General features: G+C 68.2%; 17 protein-coding genes. 3 read left to right on the forward strand and 14 right to left on the reverse strand.

The features are described 5' to 3' along the window. Window positions 1–37 precede the first annotated feature (37 nt). From IHD13_RS01995 to IHD13_RS02020, 6 genes are all read right to left on the reverse strand, one after another. Complete coding sequence (locus IHD13_RS01995) at window positions 38–652, reverse strand: response regulator transcription factor (protein ID WP_195859361.1); 615 nt, start codon at window positions 650–652, stop codon at window positions 38–40. Window positions 653–656: 4 nt separating this feature from the next. Then, entirely contained in the window at window positions 657–2,090 is a 1,434-nt protein-coding gene (locus IHD13_RS02000) for an HlyD family type I secretion periplasmic adaptor subunit (RefSeq protein ID WP_195859362.1), read from the reverse strand. Further along, window positions 2,087–4,255: a type I secretion system permease/ATPase gene (locus tag IHD13_RS02005; protein WP_326838300.1), complete on the reverse strand. Its 2,169-nt coding sequence runs from the start codon at window positions 4,253–4,255 to the stop codon at window positions 2,087–2,089. Before IHD13_RS02005 ends, IHD13_RS02000 begins: the two co-directional genes overlap by 4 nt. A gap of 74 nt (window positions 4,256–4,329) precedes the next feature. Then, on the reverse strand, window positions 4,330–6,150 hold the full coding sequence (locus tag IHD13_RS02010) for a TolC family outer membrane protein (RefSeq protein ID WP_195859363.1): 1,821 nt from the start codon (window positions 6,148–6,150) through the stop codon (window positions 4,330–4,332). 329 nt (window positions 6,151–6,479) lie between these two features. Then, the gene (locus tag IHD13_RS02015; RefSeq protein WP_195859364.1) at window positions 6,480–7,352 is read right to left on the reverse strand and encodes a DMT family transporter; all 873 of its coding nucleotides are present in this window, start codon (window positions 7,350–7,352) and stop codon (window positions 6,480–6,482) included. Window positions 7,353–7,387: 35 nt separating this feature from the next. Continuing rightward, window positions 7,388–7,657: a SelT/SelW/SelH family protein gene (locus IHD13_RS02020; protein ID WP_195859365.1), complete on the reverse strand. Its 270-nt coding sequence runs from the start codon at window positions 7,655–7,657 to the stop codon at window positions 7,388–7,390. Between the two features lie 81 nt (window positions 7,658–7,738). Here IHD13_RS02020 and IHD13_RS02025 point away from each other — a divergent pair, with 81 nt between their 5' ends. The 3 genes from IHD13_RS02025 (at window position 7,739) to IHD13_RS02035 (ending at window position 9,932) form a co-directional block, all read left to right on the forward strand. Continuing rightward, entirely contained in the window at window positions 7,739–9,046 is a 1,308-nt protein-coding gene (locus tag IHD13_RS02025; protein WP_195859366.1) for an MFS transporter, read from the forward strand. A gap of 112 nt (window positions 9,047–9,158) precedes the next feature. Further along, entirely contained in the window at window positions 9,159–9,590 is a 432-nt protein-coding gene (locus tag IHD13_RS02030) for a PAS domain S-box protein (RefSeq protein ID WP_195859367.1), read from the forward strand. 138 nt (window positions 9,591–9,728) lie between these two features. Further along, window positions 9,729–9,932, forward strand: coding sequence for a PA3496 family putative envelope integrity protein (locus tag IHD13_RS02035; protein ID WP_146802566.1), 204 nt, complete (start codon window positions 9,729–9,731; stop codon window positions 9,930–9,932). Between the two features lie 92 nt (window positions 9,933–10,024). Here IHD13_RS02035 and IHD13_RS02040 read toward each other — a convergent pair whose 3' ends face one another. The 8 genes from IHD13_RS02040 to IHD13_RS02075 all read right to left on the reverse strand — a co-directional run bounded on the left by IHD13_RS02040 (window position 10,025) and on the right by IHD13_RS02075 (window position 19,634). Further along, complete coding sequence (locus IHD13_RS02040; RefSeq protein ID WP_195859368.1) at window positions 10,025–11,782, reverse strand: complex I subunit 5 family protein; 1,758 nt, start codon at window positions 11,780–11,782, stop codon at window positions 10,025–10,027. Continuing rightward, a complete protein-coding gene (locus IHD13_RS02045; protein ID WP_195859369.1) occupies window positions 11,779–13,272 on the reverse strand; it encodes a complex I subunit 5 family protein in 1,494 nt (497 codons plus the stop codon). The genes IHD13_RS02040 and IHD13_RS02045 overlap by 4 nt, the downstream gene beginning before the upstream one ends. Continuing rightward, on the reverse strand, window positions 13,269–14,528 hold the full coding sequence (locus tag IHD13_RS02050; protein WP_195859370.1) for a complex I subunit 5 family protein: 1,260 nt from the start codon (window positions 14,526–14,528) through the stop codon (window positions 13,269–13,271). Before IHD13_RS02050 ends, IHD13_RS02045 begins: the two co-directional genes overlap by 4 nt. Continuing rightward, window positions 14,525–14,749, reverse strand: coding sequence for a hypothetical protein (locus IHD13_RS02055; protein WP_195859371.1), 225 nt, complete (start codon window positions 14,747–14,749; stop codon window positions 14,525–14,527). Before IHD13_RS02055 ends, IHD13_RS02050 begins: the two co-directional genes overlap by 4 nt. A gap of 246 nt (window positions 14,750–14,995) precedes the next feature. Continuing rightward, on the reverse strand, window positions 14,996–15,628 hold the full coding sequence (locus IHD13_RS02060) for a DUF938 domain-containing protein (RefSeq protein ID WP_195859372.1): 633 nt from the start codon (window positions 15,626–15,628) through the stop codon (window positions 14,996–14,998). Between the two features lie 33 nt (window positions 15,629–15,661). After that, window positions 15,662–16,864, reverse strand: a complete 1,203-nt coding sequence (gene trpB / locus IHD13_RS02065) for a tryptophan synthase subunit beta (RefSeq protein WP_230086081.1) — start codon at window positions 16,862–16,864, stop codon at window positions 15,662–15,664. A 96-nt stretch (window positions 16,865–16,960) separates the two neighbouring features. Further along, entirely contained in the window at window positions 16,961–17,632 is a 672-nt protein-coding gene (locus tag IHD13_RS02070) for an alpha/beta hydrolase (RefSeq protein ID WP_195859373.1), read from the reverse strand. A 232-nt stretch (window positions 17,633–17,864) separates the two neighbouring features. Beyond that, the gene (locus IHD13_RS02075) at window positions 17,865–19,634 is read right to left on the reverse strand and encodes an SLC13 family permease (RefSeq protein ID WP_195859374.1); all 1,770 of its coding nucleotides are present in this window, start codon (window positions 19,632–19,634) and stop codon (window positions 17,865–17,867) included. Window positions 19,635–19,781: the final 147 nt, after the last annotated feature.

Here is a 19,781-nt window from a genome sequence, read left to right on the forward strand (position 1 = left end):
ATGGCCTAGATGGCCGTCGGTACGAGGGAAGGAGCCATCAGGAGTCGACGGCCTCCGATTGGGAGAGGCGCAGCACCAGTTGCATGCGGTCGCGCACTTCGAGCTTGCGGAAGATGGCGCTGAGGTGGGATTTGACGGTGCGATCGCTGATCTCGAGGCGCCGAGCGACCTCCTTGTTGCTCTGCCCATCCGCCACGGCCAGGGCCACGGCGCGCTCCCGCTCGGTCAGTCGCTCGAGCCACTCCTGGCTGGCCCGGGATGCGCCCCCCATGGCGCGGAAGCTGGAGCCGACGACCCGGGAGAGCAGCTCGGGGCCGACCCAGAGTCCCTGATGGGTGACCACGGTGGCCGCCTGGCGCAGCACGTCGACATTGGCCAGGGCATGCACATAGCCTCTGGCGCCCGCCTCCAGGGCCTCGAGCCCCTGGGCCTGATTGGGCTGGTAGGAGAGCAGAATCACCACGGCACCGCGCTGACTCCACTGCCGTACCCATGACGGCCACGCTTCGACACGCTCGGAAACCCAGACCAGGTCGCCGGCGCCGATGCGCAACCGGAGCGCGTCCAGCGTGCCGCGCTCGCCGCCCGGAAAGGCAGCCTGCCAGCGCGGTAGCGTCTCTTCCCCACGAACCACGAAAAGTGTCTTTTCCATGTACTTACCTTTCGGATAGGGCGTTGCCAGCGCCACGCAAGATCGGCTTGAGCAGGTATTCCAGCACGCTGCGCTTGCCGGTGATCACATCCACCTGGGCGGTCATGCCGGGAATGACTGCCAGCTCGCGGCGGCCGAACCCGGCCAGGCTCTCCTCCAGCGCACGCACCCGGACCAGGTAGAAGGTGTTGTCGTTATCGTCGGTGATGGTGTCGGCGCTGATATGCTCGAGTTCCGCCTCGAGCCCCCCATAGATGGCGAAGTCGTAGGCGGTGAGCTTGATGGTGGCCGGCTGACCCGGCCGCAGGAAGGCGATGTCCTGGGGAGCGATCCGCGCCTCCACCAGCAGCAGCTCGTCCTCGGGGACGATCTCCACCACGTCCTGGCCAGGCTGGGCGACGCCTCCTAGGGTGTTGATATGCAGCCGCTGTACCACGCCATCGACGGGGGAGCGGATCTCCGCCAGGCGTACGCGATCCTGCAGGCCGGTGCTCGACTCGTCCAGGGCCGATAGCTCGCCGATGGCCGTGGCCAGCTGATCGCGCCATTCGCCGCGCTTCTCCAGCACCACTTCGCGCAGCTGGGCTTCGGCCTCTTCCACCGCCGCCTCCAGCCTGGCCACCTGGGAACGGGCCTGATTGCGCTCGCCGCTGACCCTCGAGACCTCCCGCTCGAGGCGCAGCACCTCCACCTCGGAGACGGCCCCGGCCTCCAGCAGCGGGCGCGTCAGGTTGAGCTCGCGACTGGCCATGCCGAGCTCGCGGTTCGCGGTATCCAACCGCGAGCGCGCCTCGTTCAACTCTTCCCGGCGCTGTTCGAGGCGCTCGCGGGCGATGCCCTGCGCCTCCCTCAGCTCCTCGCGGCGACTCTCGAACACCTCCCGCTCACGCTCGACGATCTCCGGCGCCTCGGCCAGCAGCTCCGCCCCGGGCATAAAGGCACTGCCGCTGGCCAGGGCCTGCAGCCGGGCAATACGCGCCTGCAGGGCGAGCGCCTGGGCGCGGTTCTCGCGGAAGTTGGAGACGAAGCGAGTGGGGTCGACCCGCATCAGCAGTTGCCCCGCCTCGACGTGCTGCCCCTCGCGTACCAGGATCTCCTGCACCACGCCGCCATCGAAGGATTGCACCTTCTGTAGCTGCGAGGAGGGGATCACCCGCCCCTGCCCCCTGGCCACCTCGTCGAGCTGGGCGAAGAAGGCCCAGACGCCGACCAGTATCAGTGACAGGAAGACGACATAGAGTAGCCCGCGGGCGCGCAGCGGCTCCTGCTGCAGGCGCGCCCAGTCGGCATCGCTGGCCCAGTCACGGTTGAGGTGCAGCGAGGAGACGCCCCGGGCGAAGAGGCGATCGATCAGCGGGCGCATCGGCTTGCCGGCGCGTTGAGAGACGCGGCCGATGGCTTCGAAGCCCTTCTGCTCGGCGGAGGGGGTCTCGCTCATGCGCCGGCCCTCCCGATCTGACCACTACGCAGGGCGGCCAAGACCTTCTCCTTGGGCCCATCGGCGACCACCTTGCCGCCATCGATCACCACGATGCGCTCCACCAGAGACAGCAGCGAGGTACGGTGAGTCACCACCACCAGGGTCTTCGCCTTGGCAAACTCACTCAGGCGCTGCTTGAAGGCCTCCTCACTGGCATGGTCCATGGCACTGGTCGGCTCATCCAGCAGCAGCACCTGAGGGTCACTGACCAGGGCGCGGGCGATGGCCACCGCCTGACGCTGCCCGCCGGAGAGTCGCTGGCCATGCTCCCCCACCGGCAGGTCCACCCCCTGGGGGTGGCTATTGACCAGCGGCGCCAGGCCACTGATCTCACAGGCCTTGAGCAACGCCTCGTCGTCCACCCCCTCGCTGCCACCGCCGGCGACGATATTCTCGCGCAGGGAGCCGAAGAAGAGGTCGACATCCTGGGGCACATAGCCGATATGCCGACGCAGCTCGATGGGATCGAACTGGCGAATATCGACCCCATCCAGGGAGAGCGACCCCGCGGTGGGCTGATAGAGCCCCAGCAGCAGCTTGTTGAGGGTCGACTTGCCGGAGCCGACCCGCCCCAACAGGGCCACCTTCTCGCCCGGTTGGATCGACAGCGACACGTCCCGCAGCGCTTCCCGCTCCTCGTCCGGGTAACGCAGGCTGACGCGCTTCGCTTCCAGGCCCCCCTGCACCACCGGACGGGAGATAAAGGTCTTCTCCTCGGGGCGCTCCACCGGCGTCTTCATCACCTCGTCCAGCGACGACAGCGCCGTGGAGGATTGGTGGTACTGGGCCAGCAGGGCGGCGGCCTGACTGACCGGCGCCATGGCCCGGGACGACAGCAGGTAGGCGGCGATCAGCCCCCCCTGGGAGAGGTCGCCGGCGATGATCAGATAGACCCCGACGATAATGACGGCTACCGCCACGGTATGCTGGGCCCACAGCGCCACGCTGGAGACCGAGGTGCTGATCAACCGTAGCTGGGCGGAAGTGCGCGACAGGTAGGCGGTGGCCTTTTCCCAGATCGCCTGCAGGCGACTCTCGGCACGCAGCGCCTTGACCGTCTCGAGGCTGCCCAGCGACTCCACCAGGGAGGCATTGCGCTGGGCGCTGACCCGCCAGGTGGTTTCCGACAGCTCATGCAGCTTGCCCTGGGCCGCCAGGGCGTAGAGCAGCACGAAGACGATGCCCACCAGGATGGGAATCACCAGGGGCACGCCGATCACCGCGATGATCGCCACGAACAGCAGCACGAAGGGCAGGTCGACCAGCCCCACCACCGTGGCCGAGCCGATGAAGCTACGCACCGACTCGAAGGATTGCAGGGTCGAGGCGAAGGAGCCGGTGGAGGCCGGCCGCCCCTCGAGGCGCATGCCCAGGACCCGCTGCATCAGGCTCGCCGAGAGCTTGACGTCGGCGCGGCTGGCGGCCAGGTCGACGAAGGCCGCCCGCAACAGCTTCATCACCAGGTCGAGACAGAGCACCAGGAAGATCCCCGCGGAGAGCACCCAGAGGGTCTCCGTGGCCTGGTTGGGCACCACTCGGTCGTAGACATTCATCACGAACAGCGGCATGGCCACGGCGAAGAGGTTGATCAGGATCGAGCCGAGAATCACGTCTCGATAGAGGCGGCGATTCTCGGCGATCACGCTCCAGAACCAGTGCCCCTTCCGCTCCCGCTTGACCCGGCTGCCGCGGCCATCGAAGCGGAACTTGGGACGCACATAGATCAGTTGGCCAGCGTAGCGGGACTCTAGCGTCGACAGCGTCAGCCGCACGCTGGCGTCGCCCAGCTCCGGGTAGAGCACCTCTGCCACCCCGGCCTCGAGATCCAGCGCCACCAGCACGCAGGCGCGGCCCGGCTCCAGCAATAGAATCGCCGGCAGCAGGTCGGTATTGATCTGCCCCAGGGAGGCACGGGCATGACGCGCCGACAGCCCCGCCCGGGTAGCCGCCCGGGGCAGTACCCCCGGCGTCAGCTTGCCCGCCTCCAGGGGCAAGCCGGCCACCAGGGCCGTCTCGCTGGTGTCGTGGTCATGGGCCCTGGCGATGATCTGCAGGCAGCCCAGCAGATCATCCTGGGCGGGTGCCCGGGGCGCCGCTAGTGCGTCTTTGGCATCCGTGGTCACTGAGGCATGTCCCTAGCTATCTGGGTGACACTGCCTCGACCGCGCTATCGCAACACGGCCGAGGCGGCGATCCGTCACTCGCCGAAGGTAATCTCGACGCGGCGGTTCTGGCTACGCCCCGCGGCGGTCTCGTTGCTGGCCACGGGACGACTGGCGCCATGCCCGCGGGTTTCGATCAGGCCGGCGGAGACGCCGCGTGAAACCAGGAAGTCGGCCACGCTGTCGGCGCGCGCCTGGGAGAGCGGCTGGTTGATGGCATCGCTGCCGGTGCTGTCGGCGTGGCCATCGATCCGGATACGGCCGATATCGGTGCGCTCACGAATCTGCGTCGCCAAGCGGGCCAGCTCTTCCCGCGCCGTGGGGCTGAGCTCGGCGCTGTTGACGGCGAAGAGGGCATCGGCGCTCAGGGTAATATCCGGCGCATAGGCCTCGCCCATGGGCGAGATATCGCCGATCAGTTCTTCCAGGGTCAGGCCGGTCGGGGCCTCGACCGGGCAGAGGCTCTGCGGGTCGAGACGGACGCCCTCGCTGGAGAGTTCGGCCAGGGTGGGGATCTGCTCGCTCATCAGCCCCAGGGTCGGCATCAGGCGCCCCATGGAGGCCAGGGTACGGGCATCGGCGATGGCCACGTCGTACTGCGCATTGACGTAGGCACGGCTGGCCTCGAAGTACTCGTTCTCGCTGTCCAGCACGTCGAGCAGGGTACGCTGGCCGATATCGAACTGCTGCTGGTAGGCACCGCGGACCCGGTCAATGGACTGGCGATGCTGGTTCAGGTGCGTCAGCTGCTCGCGCAGGCGGCGGGTGTCGTTGTAGGCGATCTGGGTGGTCTGGCGCACGTTGGTGCACTCCAGGTCGCGCAGGCTGTGCGCCTCATCCACCAGGTCGCTGGCACGGCGGAAGCTGGCCAGGTCACTGCCACCCCGGTAGAGGTTCATGCTGGCCACCAGCTCCACGGTCTGGCTGTCGCGGCGCCCGGCCACATCGCTCAGGTTATTGGTGCCGGCGGTGGCGCGGAAATCGAGGCGCGGCTGGAAGGCCGAGCGGGTGCCCTGCTGTTCGGCGCGGGCCGCCTCGATATTCTCGATGGCGGCATGGAAGGCGGGATTGCCCTCGTAGGCCAGTTGCACCGCCTCATTGACGGAGGCCGGCAGTTCCGCCTCGAAGGAGGGAGCCGGTGCCAGGGAGTCCGCCGGCAGGCTGCCCACCAGGCGCAGATAGCGAGCGCTGACATCGTGCAGGTTGGAGGCTTCGGTAATCAGGTTGGACTCGGCCAGGGCCAGTCGACCGCTAATCTGTTCCAGGTCGACACGGCGGCCGGCACCGGCCATGACCCGCTGCTCGATCTGCTCGAAGACCTCCAGGTGCTTGGCGTAGTTTTCCCGGGCCAGCGCCACCAGCTCGCGGAAGCGCCGCACGTCCTGGTAGGCCCGGGTCACCTCCAGGGAGACCTCTTCACTGGCGCTGAGCAGCTCGTAGTAGCGCACCAGCTTGGCCCGGTCGAGGCGTTCCACCTCACTGCGGGTGGCGAAGCCGTCATAGATCATCTGGGTCAGGGAGACCTCGGCGAAATCCGAGTTGAAGCTGCCTCGGCCATCGCCCTCGCGGCTTTCCCGCCCGACACCGGCGGTGACATCGACACTAGGCAGGTAGCCACCCCGCGCCACCCCCACCTGGTTCTCGGCTCCCAGGAAGCCGTGGTAAGCGGCCTGGACCCGAGGGTTGGTGGTCAGTGCCTGCTGGGCCACCTCGCGCAGCTGGGCACTGCTGGCCTGGGCCCAGGCCACGGAGGAGAGTCCGCCCAGCACCAGGCAACTGGAGGCCAGGGCGGTGGCACGGGCAAGCGGGGACAGGCGCATAGCGGAAATGGAGCGCAGGCCGGAAGGCAGCGTCATCGAGAGTTCTCCCTGTAATCTCGACGTTTCACCGCATCGTGCGGCGACACGTCCTTGTTGGTTATAAAGTTATTGCTTAAGTAGCTGCCACACCCCGCTAGAAAGGCAAGGCGAGGGGGCACCAGAGGGAAACGAAATGTAACAAAATGGTTATTATTAGAAAACCCTTTATCCCTGATATCTTCGTTTACTTCGCGTGTAAACGAATATCATGCTGAGTTCATGGGGTTATCAACAGCATCAATAGCGAGCGGACCCGGGCGACACCGGTCACAAGAAATTACCCTGCCTTACATAACTCTATCGGCGGTCTCGCCGATAACTTTAATTCACGGCGCCTTCTGCCACTGCTGCAGCCCCAGGCCGGCGAGGATCAGCACCAGTCCCGCCAGGGTGGAGGGCAGGATCGGCTCGCCGATAATGAAATAGAGCAGCAGCAGCGAGACCGGCGGCGACAGGAAGATCAGCAACGATACCTTGGCGGTGCGCGATACCTTGCGCACCGCCAGCTGCCAGAGCACGAAGGCGATACCCATCTCGAAGAGCCCCACGTAGACGCCGGCGGCCAAGCCCACCTGACTAAAGCCCGTGAAGCCGGGCCCAAACCAGAGAATCAGGGTCAGCACCGGCAATGCCACGCTGAAGTTCTGCCACTGGGCTACCAGGGCGGGCCGGGAATCCCGGGCGTTGAGCAGCCAGTAGAGGGCCCATAGCAGGGTCGAGGCCAGTGCCAGCCCCACTCCCCAGGCATCGGCGAAATCGACCCGCAGGATGGCGCCGCGGGTGGCGATCACCCAGACCCCGGCATAGGCGATCAGCCCCGCCAGCAGGTCGACGCGGGTCAGCCGCTGACCGAGGATCGGCACCGCCAGGAAGGCCATGGTCAGCGCCCAGGTGTAGTTGAGGGCCATCGCCTCCTGACCCGGCAGGCGGTCGTAGGCGGCGAACAGCACCAGGTAGTAGGCCACCGGGTTCATCAGCCCGGCCCAGGCGGCGGTGCGCCAGCCGCGGCCCAGGGCCTGGGACAGCAGCCCCTGGCGCAGCATCAGGGCCCCCAGCACCAGCCAGGAGACGCCCACCGCCAGCCAGATCAGCTCCAGCGGCGACATCTCGCCGAGCGCCACCTTGAAGGCAGTGGCCACCGTGGACCAGAGGGCCACCGCCCCGAGGCCATAGAGCATGGCCTGACGATCCTGTGTCATGCGGGTCTCCTTCCCTGAGGGGTATCGGCAATGGATCAGCGGTCGATGTGGCCCAGGTCGCGGTCGGGGTCGAGGCGATCGCGCACCCGCCGCTTGAGCTCCTTGCTGTCGGGGAAGCCGCCGTCCCGCTTGCGCTCCCAGAGCGAGGCGTCGTCGTAGAAAATCTCGAAATAACCGCCGTGGGAGGGTACCAGGGCGACCTCCTCCAGTTCTTCACCGAAGGTGGAGAGCAATTCCTGGGCCAGCCAGGCACTGCGCAACAGCCACTGACATTGCGTACAATAGTGAATTCTAATTCGTGCCATTCCATGCCTTCCCTTGTCGCGAGCGGGCATCATAGCAGCCTCGCTGGGGACGAGCCCATGGCACGCCGAGCGGAGACGCCCATGGCAGAGATCAGCCAATCACGCCTCTATGAGTGGCTCACCGGCGACGACGATAGCCGGATGTGTCAGGACATCCCCGATGCGGCCTGCACCGCCCAGCCACGCAATGGCCCCCGCCACCTCTGGGCGGCGCTCGGCAACAAGCTGGCCGATGAACTCTCCAGCGCCCGCCTGGTGCTGCCCTGGCTATTGGGAGTGATCGGGGCGCCGCTATGGATGGTGGGCCTGCTGGTACCGATCCGCGAGGCCGGCGCCCTCTTGCCGCAGATCTTCGTGGCCGGTTTTATCCGCCTCAAGCCCCGCCGCAAGTGGGTGTGGGTAGCCGGTGGCCTGATCCAGGCCGGGGCGGCCCTGGTGCTGGCCCTCCTGGCCCTGCGGGGAAGCGGCGGCTGGGGCGGCGCCCTGGTGCTGGCGACCCTGGTGGTGCTGTCGCTGGCCCGGGGCCTCTCCTCGGTGGCCACCAAGGACGTGCTGGGCAAGACCATCGCCAAGCAACGCCGCGGCACCCTGATGGGCTGGAGCGGTAGCCTGGCCGGCGGGGCGACCCTGCTGGCCGGGGCCATCCTGATGCTCTTCGACGAACGCCCCGGCGAACTGGCCCTGGCCATCCTGCTGGTGGTGGCGACCCTGGGCTGGGGCCTCAATGCGCTGTGCGCGGCGCGCATCGAGGAGGCCCCCGGCGCCGTGGAGGGGGGCCAGAATGCCTGGGAGAGCATCCGCCAGGGCCTGCATCTGCTGCGCGATGACCGCGCCTTCCTGCATTTCAACCTGTGCCGTGCCCTGCTGCTGGCCAGCGCCCTGGCGCTGCCCTATATCGCCCTGCTGGGCCAGCGCCAGAGCGGCGCCGAGCTGGGCGGCCTGGGCATCCTGGTCGTGGTCTCGGGACTCGCCGGCCTGGTCGCCAGCCCCCTCTGGGGCAAGCGTGCCGACCGCTCCAGCCGCCGAGTGATGGGCGAGGCGGGCCTGGGCACCCTGCTCTGCTGCCTGGCCGCCGCCCTGGTGCCCTGGCTGCCCGAGGCCCTGGCGACCAGTGTCTGGCCCTATGCGCTGATCTATGGCGCCCTGGTGGTCGTGCATGCCGGAGTCCGCCTGGGGCGCAAGACCTACCTCATCGACATGGCCGGCAGCGACAACCGCGCCCTCTATGTGGCTCTCTCCAATACCCTGACCGGGGTGCTGATGCTGGCGGTAGGCGCTATCATCGGGGGCCTGGCCCAGTGGCTCGGCACCCAGGCCCTGCTGCTGGTGCTGGCACTGACCGCCCTGGGCGCCGCCGCCAGTGCCCGGCGGCTACCGGAAGTGGAATAACGAGAGTCCCTATAGCGGCCGGCGAGCGTTGCAAAGCGCGAACCGCCTGGCCATGATACGCAGACACCGGCCGACCCGGTGATTCATGGGTCCCCCTAAGGAAACCCCCCGGATGAAACGACCGCACATGATCAGCCCGGAACTGCTGGAACGCATCGTCGATGCCTCGGAGGATGGCATCGTGGTGGCCGAGCAGGAAGGTGACGAGAACATCCTGATCTACGTCAACCAGGGCTTCGAGCGCCTCACCGGCTACAGCGCCGACGAGATCCTCTACCAGGATTGTCGCTTCCTGCAGAACGACGACCGGGACCAGCCCGCCCTGGACAAGATCCGCCAGGCGCTGGCCGACGGCCGCCCCTGCCGCGAGGTACTGCGCAACTACCGCAAGGACGGCACCCTGTTCTGGAACGAGCTGTCGATCACCCCCGTCTACGACGAGGATGATCAGCTCACCTACTATATCGGCGTGCAGAAGGACGTAACCGAGCGGGTCGAGGCCCAGCAGGAGCTGGAGCGGCTCAAGGCGCAGCTCGAAAAATGAGCGCTACCTAAAGTTGTCCCTCCCCTCTTGCCCTGCCGAGCCACTGGCGCTATAAGGCGAGTCAGGCGCCAGCATGGCGTTGGAACCGCCCGGGGCGACCCCGGGCGCTATGGCCACCGGGTCATGGGAGGGCATCGCATGAGCCAAGAGTACCGAGTCGACGACAGCCTCGCCGACGAGCAAGATTTCCTCGACGCCGTCAATGACGACAACTTCGGACGCAGCCCACGCAGCAGCCGGGCCGATACCCTGCGCGCCCGCCGCCGAGTGGAGAGCCTGCTGGAAGAGCGTCGCCTGCGCCGAGCCATCGAGGATGACTGGCTCTACGACGAGGAAGAGTAGGTCACCGCAGGTCGGAGTCGCGTGCCTGCGGCGAGCGCCTCCGACAGCTGGCGTCAGGCCGGATGCGCCTTCGGCGTATCCGGCCGACACCGCTACCCCAGCGGTAGCGTGACCGGCAGCCCCCAGATCAGCAGGGCCCCCATTCCCAGGATCAGCGGCAACAGCAGCCAGCGCAGCAGCGTTTCCACGCCTTCCAGGCCATCCAGGCCGCGCATCAGCCGCCCGTTCCAGTACTGTCGCGCCTCACGCCAGCGCTCGTTGTACCGGCGCAGTGCCGCAACCCCGCGATTCAGCTCGTCGCGTCGCCGCCGCAGGGGGCCCTGGGCCAGCCACCAGAGATCCCCCGGCCGCCAGGTCGCCATCGCCGCCTCCACGGCGGGGTGCCGCCCCAGCAATTGCTGGATGGCCACCAGTGTCAGGATCACCCCCAGCACCACCGGCCACAGCAGCCCCCAGAGCTCGACCCAGGGCGGCAGACGTATCGCCTCGGGCAGCACCAGCCAGACCGGCAGCAGGGTGGCCGCCACCAGGCTCCCCAACCAGCCGGCCAGCATGGCTCGGGAGGCCGGCTCGGCCTCCTCCTCCACCGCCTGCTGCCAGTCCCGATAGAGGCACCAGAGGGTCCGCGCCATCAGCAGCGTGGTGCCCACCGCCGCCCAGCTCAGCGCCAGGGCCAGCCCCGTCCAGCCCCCGTCATAAAGGCCCGACTTGATCATCCACTTGGTGGGCAGGCCGCTGGCCAGGGCACCGGCCAGGGCCCAGGCCGGCAGGGCCAGGCCCGCCCCCACCAGCCAGAAAGGCAGCCGCGGCGGGTGCTGGGCGATGCCCACGCCGAGGAAGAGCGCCCCCTTGTTGAGCCCGTGATGAGCGGCGAAGAGCAGCAGCGCCGGCAGCAGGGCGGGCCAGAGATCGGGACTGTGCAGGGCCGCCCCGGTCAGCGCCGCCAGCATGCCCAGCTGGCTCACCGTGGAGTAGGCCAGCACCGCCTTGGCCTGGCTCATGAAGAGCCCGTAGAGGGCCGCCAGGAAGGCCCCCAGCAGTCCCAGGACGATCATCAGGTTGCCCGGCAACGGCAGGGCCACCAGCCCCAGGGGCAGGGTCTGCCACCAGCCCCAGACCCCGGCCTTGACCATCACCCCGCTGAGCACGGCGCTGGCCGGGGTGGGCGCTACCGGATGCGCCAGGGGCAGCCACGGATGCAGGCCCAGTACCCCCGCCTTGACGCCGAACCCCAGCCACAGCAGCAGCACCATGGCGAGGCTTCCCGACTCGGCCAGTCCCTGACGCAGGGCCGTCAGGGTCAGGGCCCCGCTCTCCCCCGCCGCCCACAGCAGCCCAGCGAGGATCAGCCCCTCGCCGACCAGCGCCAGCAGCAGATAGGCCCGGGCGCCGCGGCGGGCCCCCTCGTCCCCCTGATGCAGCACCAGGCCGAAGGCGGCGAAGGTCATCAGGGCGAAACCCAGGTAGAAGCTGGGAATGTCCTCGGCCAGCAGCAGCAGCAGGTTGCCGGCCAGGGTCAGGCTCCAGAGTCGGGCGAAGCGGCTCCGATGAGGATCCTCGGGGGCGAGATAGCCCCAGGCATAGCCCCCGGCCAGGGCCCATAGCAGGGCGCTCATGGCCAGCAGCGGCCGCCGCGTCTCATCGAGCAGCCACTGCCCCCCCAGCAGCCAGGCCTCCAGGCCCAGCTCCAGGGCCGGGGCCCAGAGCGCCAGGGCCAATGCCGGCAAGGGCCCGCTCAGCCAGGCCAGGGTCGCCAGGCGCCGCTCGCACAGGCCCGGTAGGGCCGCCACCAGCAGCGGCCAGGCCACCGCGGCGGCCAGGCCCCAGGGCATCAGCATCGTCAGGCTCATGGGAAGTACTCCCCGCCGGCTACCCGGCCCGCCCAGTCCAGGGGGCTATAGGGCAGCCCCGCCAGTAGCCCCGCCAGCAGGCTGAACAGCCCCGTGGCCAGGGCCGGGCCCCAGAGCCAGGCATGGGTCTCGAAACGCCCCAGGCGTCGTGCCTGGGGCCAGGCGGGATCCGCGGCGGCCTTGAACCAGAGCCGATACATCGGCGGCAGGAAGTAGGCGGCATTGAGCAGGCTGCTGGCCACCAGCACGGCGATCACCCAGGGCGAGTCGGCGGCCACCGCCCCCATGCCCAGGTACCACTTGCTGATAAAGCCCGCCAGGGGCGGCAGGCCGATCATCCCCAGGCCCCCCAGGGTGAAGGCGAGGCTGGTCAGGGGCATGCGCCGCCCGACCCCGTCCAGCTCGTCGATACGGTGGATACCCAGCTCCTCGGCATAGTTGCCGGCACAGAAGAACAGCGTCACCTTCATCAGCCCCTGATGGAGCAGATGGACGAGGCCAGCGAGGGTCCCCAGGGGCCCGAAGAGGCTCACCCCCAGGACGATATAGGCGACCTGACTCACCGTGGAGAACGCCAGGCGGCGCTTGAGGTCGCTCTGGGCCAGGGCGCGCAGGGAGCCGTAGAGGATGGTGAAGGAGGCGGCGACGGTCAGCCAGCCCAGCAGCCCCAGGGTGGCACTGAAGGCGATGCCATAGACGTCATAGACCAGGCGCACGATGCCGAAGGCCCCCGCCTTGACCACCGCCACCGCATGCAGCAGGGCGCTGACCGGCGCCGGCGCCACCATCGCCTGGGGCAGCCAGCCATGCAGGGGCACCAGGGCCGCCTTCACGCCGAGGCCCAGCATCAGCAGCAGGAAGATCCCCTTCAGGGTCGGATGATAGGCCTCGTCCAGCTCGCTCAGGCGCAGCTCGCCGAAGGTCAGCTCCCCGGCCAGGGCCTGCAGCCAGACCACCCCCAGCAGCAGCACGAAGCCGGCACTGACCGTATAGCGCAGGTAGATGCGTCCGGCGGCTAGCGCCGCCGGGGTCCCGCGATGCACCACCAGCGGGTAGGTGGCCAGGGTCAGCAGCTCGTAGAAGATCAGGAAGGTGAAGAGGTTGGCGGCCAGGGCGATGCCCAGGGTGCTGGCCACGCAGAGGCTGAAGAAGCCGAAGAAGCGCCGCCGGTTGGGCGACTCCTCCAGGTAGGCCACCGCATAGAGGGTGGTAAAGAGCCACAACAGGGAGGAGAGGCCGGCGAACATGATGCCCAGGGGATCCGCCACCAGGTGAACGCTGAAGCCCTCCATCACCGGCAGATGGAAACGATACTCCAGGCCCTGGGCCAGGCCCCAGACCATCCAGGCCACCAGGGCCAGCTTGAGCAGCGCCGCCCCCAGGTTGATGGTGGTGCGCGTGCGGCGGGCCCGCTCCGGCAAGAGAAAGATCACGGGTGCCGCCAGCAGCGAGGTGGCCAGGGTCAGCAGCAGGATCAGGGTACCGCTCATGGCAGCCCCCCGCCCTGGACCCAGGCGACGGGCCAGCCGGCGATCAACCCCAGGAAGAGCGCCGCCAGGGCCAATCCCAGGGGCACGATATCCAGGTGGATCGGCACCCGGCGGCAGGGGGGGGCCTCGCCTCGGGTAGTGAAGCAGTAGGCGAAGACCCGGAACACATAGGCGGCACTCAGCAGGCTACCCAGCCCCAGCAACAGCAGCCATGACCACTGGCCGGCGGCCAGGGCCGACTCCAGCAGCAGCCACTTGGCGGTAAAGGCGCCGCTGGGTGGCAGGCCCATGATGCTCACCCCCGCCACGCCGAAGACCAGCAGCGACAGGGGCAGCTGCTGCCCCACCCCGGTCAATCCTTTCAGGTCACCGCATCCCATGGCCAGCACCAGGTTGCCGGCGGCCATGAACATCGCCGCCTTGGCCAGGGCATGGGTGATGAAGAGCAGCCAGGTGGCCTGCCAGGCCAGTTGGCGGGCCCCCTCCTCGGCGCTGGCCATCAGCGGAAAGAGCAGCAACAGGTAGCCCATCTGGGAGACGGTGGAGTAGGCCACCACCTTCTTGAGCGTCGCCTGGCGCCAGGCCAGCAACCCGCCCCAGAGCACCGCCGCGGCCCCCAGCCAACCGAGCAGTTGCAGGCTGGGGGACGCCGCGGGGCCGAGTTGCCACCATAGCTTGATCAACAGGAAGAGGCTGGCCTTGATGATCAGCGCCGAGTGCAGGGCGCTGACCGGGGCCCAGGCCGCGGCATGGGCGGGGGGCAACCAGGTGTGCAGCGGAAAGACGCCGGCCTTGACCAGCAGGCCGGTGCTCAACCCGGCCAGGGCCAGCCAGCGCCACTGGGGCTCCTCCGCGGAGGCCTGGGCCAGCAGGGCGAAGTCGAGATGGCCGTAATGGCGGTAGAGCAGCAGCGCCGAAGTCAGGATCAGCGCCGAGCCGCTGAGGCTGGCCATCAGGTAGTAGAGACTCGCCCGGCGCGACTCCCGGGTGCCAGGCAGCCACATCAGGGCCACCGCGCAGAGCCCCAGCCCTTCCAGGGCCAGGTAGAGGGTGAGCAGGTCCGAGACCAGCCAGATCAGCGTCAGAAACCCCCAGACCGCGGCCAGCAAGGGCCACAGCCAGCGGCTGCGGCCAGCGGGCACCCCATGCTCGCGCAGGTGACCCCGGGCATGCCAGGCCACGCCTGCCACCAGCAGGGTGGTCAGGAGGATCAGCAGCCCGGCGAGTCCCTCGCTGGGCCAGGCGGCGGGACTCAAGGTCGCTGCCGATTCATGGCCTGTTCGAGCAACGCCTCGGTCTCGTCACCGGGCCCCCGGCGGAGCAGATCCATCACCTCGTGATAGAGGCAGAGCCGCATCTTGCAGGAGGCGCAGAAGACCGCATCGTCGGGATTCTTGACCCTGGAGACGCGCACGCGGTGGCTCCCACACTGGGGGCAGGCGACGGGGAGGCGAAAATCCTCCGAAAGATCACTCATCTAGCGTCCTCCTTGTGGCTACCCTGGGAGCCTGTCGGACTTAACACTGATCTACTGCGAATCCCGGGCTTCCGGCCAAATTTATCGATCCATTTCGTTAAATAGCTCGCTATTCGCCTCAATCGATCGATAAATTTGACTCGAAATCCGTAACTCTCGTGACGATCGGCTAAGCCCGACAGGCTCCTAGCAGTCTTCGGGGTGATCGCCAGAACTTCAAGGGACGCTACCAACGCAAGGCGCGACTCAGAGGCGCTGGAAGACCAGGCTCAGGTTATTGGCGGGCATCTCGACGACCCGGCTCAGGGCGAGGCCATGCCGCTGCGCCTCCGCCTCGACCGCCGCCAGGTCGCGGATGCCCCAGGCCGGGTCGCGGCGCCGCAGGTCGGCATCGAAGGCGGCATTGCTGGGCGCGGTATGGGCACCATCCCGCTTGAAGGGGCCGTAGACGAAGAGCACGCCATCCGAGGGTAGCCGGGCGCCGGCCTCGGCGAACAACGCCTGACCGGCGGCCCAGGGGGAGATATGCAGCAGGTTGATGCATACCAGGGCCGTGAACTCGGCCACCGGCCAGGGGCGCCGGGTCACGTCCAGGGCGATGGGCGCCAGCAGGTTGTCGGGGCCTTCGGCGTCGCGCCAGGCGGCGATGGAGGCCCTGGCCTGGGGGCTAGGATCCGAGGGCTGCCAGACGAGCCCGGGCAGGGCCCGGGCGAAATTCAGGGCATGCTCGCCGCTGCCGCTGGCCAGCTCCAGCACCCGCCCCCGCTCGGGCAGCACATCGCGCAGCACCGCCAGGATAGGCGCGGCATTGCGCGCCGCGGCGGGGCTCACCAGGCGGGCGTCGCCGCCGGCGCCCAGGTCGGGGTCGAGACTATCCATGGGGGCTCCTGACGGTCTGTCGGGGTTCGCTAATCACAGTCCCAGCTTCTCGGCCACGTAGTCGGCGTCCTTGTCGCCGCGACCGGAGAGATTGATCAGAATGTGCTGGTCCTTGGGCAGGGTCGGCGCCACGCGCATCGCCCAGGCCACCGCGTGGGCGCTCTCCAGGGCGGGGATGATCCCCTCCACCCGCGACAGGGTCAGGAAGGCCTCCAGGCACTCCTCGTCGCTGGCGCTCTGGTAGTCGACCCGGCCGATCTCCTTCAGGTAGCTGTGCTGGGGGCCCACCCCGGGGTAATCGAGGCCCGAGGCGATGGAGTGCACCGGCATGGGGTTGCCGGCCTCATCCTCCAGCACATAGCAGCGCATGCCGTGGATCTCGCCGGGTTTGCCCAGCGTCAGGGTGGCGGAGTGGCGCGGGGTATCGAGGCCCTCGCCGGCGGGTTCCACTCCGACCAGATGCACCGCGTCGTCCTCGAGGAAGGCGGTGAACATGCCGATGGCATTCGAGCCGCCACCCACGCAGGCGGTGACATGGTCGGGTAACTTGCCGTGGCGCGCAAGGAACTGCTCGCGGGCCTCCCGGCCGATGATCGACTGGAAGTCGCGGACCATCTTGGGGAAGGGATGGGGCCCCACCACCGAGCCGATGGCGTAGATGAAATTCTGGGGATCCTTGAGGTACTCCTCGAAGGCGCTGTCCACGGCATCCTTGAGGGTCGCCGTGCCCCGGGTCACCGCCACCAGCTTGCAGCCGAGGATCTTCATCTTGGTGACGTTGGGGTGCTCCTTCTCGATATCCACCTGGCCCATATGGATCTCGCAGGGGATCCCCACCAGGGCGCAGGCGGTGGCCAGGGCCACCCCGTGCTGGCCGGCACCGGTCTCGGCGATCACCTTGGTCTTGCCCATGAACTTGGCGAGCAGCGCCTCGCCCAGGCAGTGGTTGATCTTGTGAGCGCCGGTGTGATTGAGATCCTCCCGCTTGAGGTGGATCTGGGCGCCGCCCAGTTTCTCGGAGAGGCGCCGGGCATGGAAGATCGGGCTGGGCCGGCCCACATAGTCGGCGAAGAGGCTGGCCAGCTCCTGCTGGAAGTCCTTGCGCTGGCGGATCTCCTCGTAGGCGGCATCGATTTCGTCCATCACCTGCTTGAGGTGAGGCGGCACCAGCTGGCCGCCGAAGTCGCCGAAGAAGCCCCGGGCATCGGGCATGTCGTGGGTCAGGGAAGAAGCCATGGTGCCATCCTGCTGAGAGAACGAGGAATTTCCCCTTAATTTGCCCTAGCCAGGGGGCCACGTCGAGCCCACCTTCGGCGCACAGGCCCCGCTGGGTCAGGCGGCGGCGAGTCGCTCTCCCAGCCAGGGTCCGATATCCGCCACCTGCTGGGGACACAGCGAATGCGGCATGGGGTAGCTGCGATAGTTGACCGCATAGCCCATGGCCTCCAGGCGCGCGGCGCCGGCGCGCCCCAGGGCCTCCGGCACCACCGGGTCCTGGGTGCCGTGGTGCACCTCGATGACCAGGTCGCGGTTGGCCTCGCTGGGGGTGAGGCTATCGGCGGTGGCGAAGTAGGTGGAGAGCGCCAGCAGCCCGCCCAGGGGCTTGGGGTAGCTGAGCGCGGCCTGGTAGGCCACGGCACCGCCCTGGGAGAAGCCGGCGAGGATGATGCGGCGGCTATCGATGCCGGCGGCGATCTGGTCGTCGATCAGCGCCTGCACCCGGGCCGCGGAGGCCAGCAGCTGGGCCTCGTCGACGCGGCGATCCAGGCTCATCTCGAGGATGTCGTACCAGGCCGGCATCACCATGCCGCCATTGATGGTCACCGGCAGGCGCGGCGCATGGGGCAGGATAAAACGCACCGCCCGCTCCGCCGGTAGCTGCAGCGCCGGCACCAGGGGCTCGAAGTCGTGGCCATCGGCGCCCAGGCCGTGGAGGATGATCACGCAGCTGTCGGCGGGACGGCCGTCGCGGGGTTCGATAATCAGTTCGCCGGGGTGGCTCATGGTCGGGCTCTCGCAGGGTCGAAATCACTGGTCGCTACCCTACCCCAAGCGCCGCTGGCTGGCCATGGTCCTCGCAGCGCCGCGGCTCGGGGATATCCTGGGGGCAGGCCGTCGCGGGGCGCTGTGAACCCCTCCCTGGGCGCTACTTTTGCCGTCCATGGCAAAAAACCCCCGCTCCAACCTGCCCCCAGCGCCCCTCAGCCATGCCCCAGCTTGTCGCCTTACTACTGAGTCAAAATGGCCAGATCAAGGGTGTCAGGGTCAGTACCACCAGGGCGGTCAGCAGGTTGAGCAGGCCGCCGACGCGCAGGAAGTCACCGAAGCGGTAGCCGCCGGGGCCGTGGACCATCAGGTTGGTCTGATAGCCGATAGGCGTCAGGAAGCTGGCCGAGGCAGCGAACATCACCACCACCACGAAGGGAATCGGGTTGACCCCCAGGCTCTCGGCGCTGGCCATGACGATGGGGAAGGTGATCACCGCAGCAGCATTGTTGGTGACCAGCTCGGTGAGCAGGGCCACCAGCAGGTAGGCCCCGATCAGCAGCAGCCAGGGGTTGCCATCCGCCAGGCCCAGCCCCGCCTGGGCCAGGAAGGCAGCGGCCCCGGTCGTCTCCAGGGCGGCCCCCAGGCCGAAGGAGGCGGCGATGGTCAGCAGCACCTGGGTATCCAGGCCACGGCGAGCGGCGCCGATCGAGCAGCAGCCGCTGAGCACCGACAGGGCCGCCCCCAGCATGGCCGCATTGAGCATGCTCATGGCGCCGGTGGCGGCCAGGGCCACCACCCCGGCGAGGATGCTCCAGGCCAGCCAGGCCTTCTCGTGGATGGGCCGCGCCGCGCCATTGACCTGGCTGATCAAGAGGAAGTCACGGGACTGGCGATGGCGCTCGATAAAGGGCGGGCGCGCCTCCAGCAGCAGCACATCGGCGGGTTGTAGGCGGATCTGCCCCAGGTTGCCGGCGACCCGCTCGCCGTTGCGGCACACCGCCAGCACGGCGGCACCGTAGAGGGTACGGAAGTGGCCGTCGCGGATCCGCTGGCCGATGAACTGGCACTGGTTGGAGACCACCGCCTCCACCAGGCGGCGCTCCTTGAAGTCCTTCTGCAGGCTCGACTGGCCCTGATGGGAGGGCATCAGGCCGCGGATCTGCTGCAGCTCCACGGCACCGGCGGAGGTACCGGCGAAGATCAGCCGGTCATTGCCCTTGAGCTTCTCGCCGGGGCCCACCACGCTGACCACGTTGCCCTCCCGCTCGATCTCCACCAGGAACAGCTCCTGGAGGTGGCGCAACCCCGCCTCCTCCACCGTCTTGTCGACCAGGGGACCGGCGGGATCCACCGCCATCTCGATGGTGAACTCGCGGGGATTCTCGAAGGCCTCGGCGGCGCCACGCCGCGCCGGCAGGAGGTGGCGCCCCACCAGCAGCAGGTAGGCCAGGCCGACGATGGCCACCGGCACGCCCAGCCAGGCGATATCGAAGAGCCGCAGCGCCAGCTCCGGGTAGCGGTCGGCCAGCAGGCCATTGACCACCAGGTTGGTGCTGGTGCCCATCAGCGAGATGGTGCCGCCGAGAATGGAGGCGAAGCTGAGCGGCATCAGCAGGCGATTGGCGGGAATATTGAGGCGCCGCCCCCAGCTGATTACCGCGGGAATATAAGTGGCCACCACCGGGGTGTTGTTGAGGAAGCCGCTCATCGCCGCCACCGGCAACAGCAGCCGCCCCTGGGCGCGGGCCTCGCTGCGCGGCCGCCCCAGCACGTAGCGGATGATCAGGTCGATGCCGCCGGTCTCGCGGATGCTGGCCACCAGGATATAGAGGAAGGCCACGGTGAACAGGGCGCTGCTGGAGAAGCCGGCCAGGGCCTGGTCGGGCTCGATCACGCCGAGGGTCAACAACAGGATGACCGCCCCCAGGAGAATGATATCGGGGCCGATCCGGCTCAAGGCCATCAGGGGAAAGACGGCACCGACGACGGCCAGCGCGATCCAGGCATCCAGGGACATGGAGAATCCAATAGAACCAGCAAAGGCCCCATTGTGACGGCCACCCGCTATAGCGAAAAGTTATTTCTAGAAATTTATCTATTCGATAAAGGGATAAAAACCCGGATGCCGCCCACGAAAAAGGCCCGCCGAAGCGGGCCTTTTTTC

This window comes from Halomonas sp. 328 (genome assembly GCF_015645095.1).
In the GTDB taxonomy this organism is placed as follows: Bacteria; Pseudomonadota; Gammaproteobacteria; order Pseudomonadales; family Halomonadaceae; genus Bisbaumannia.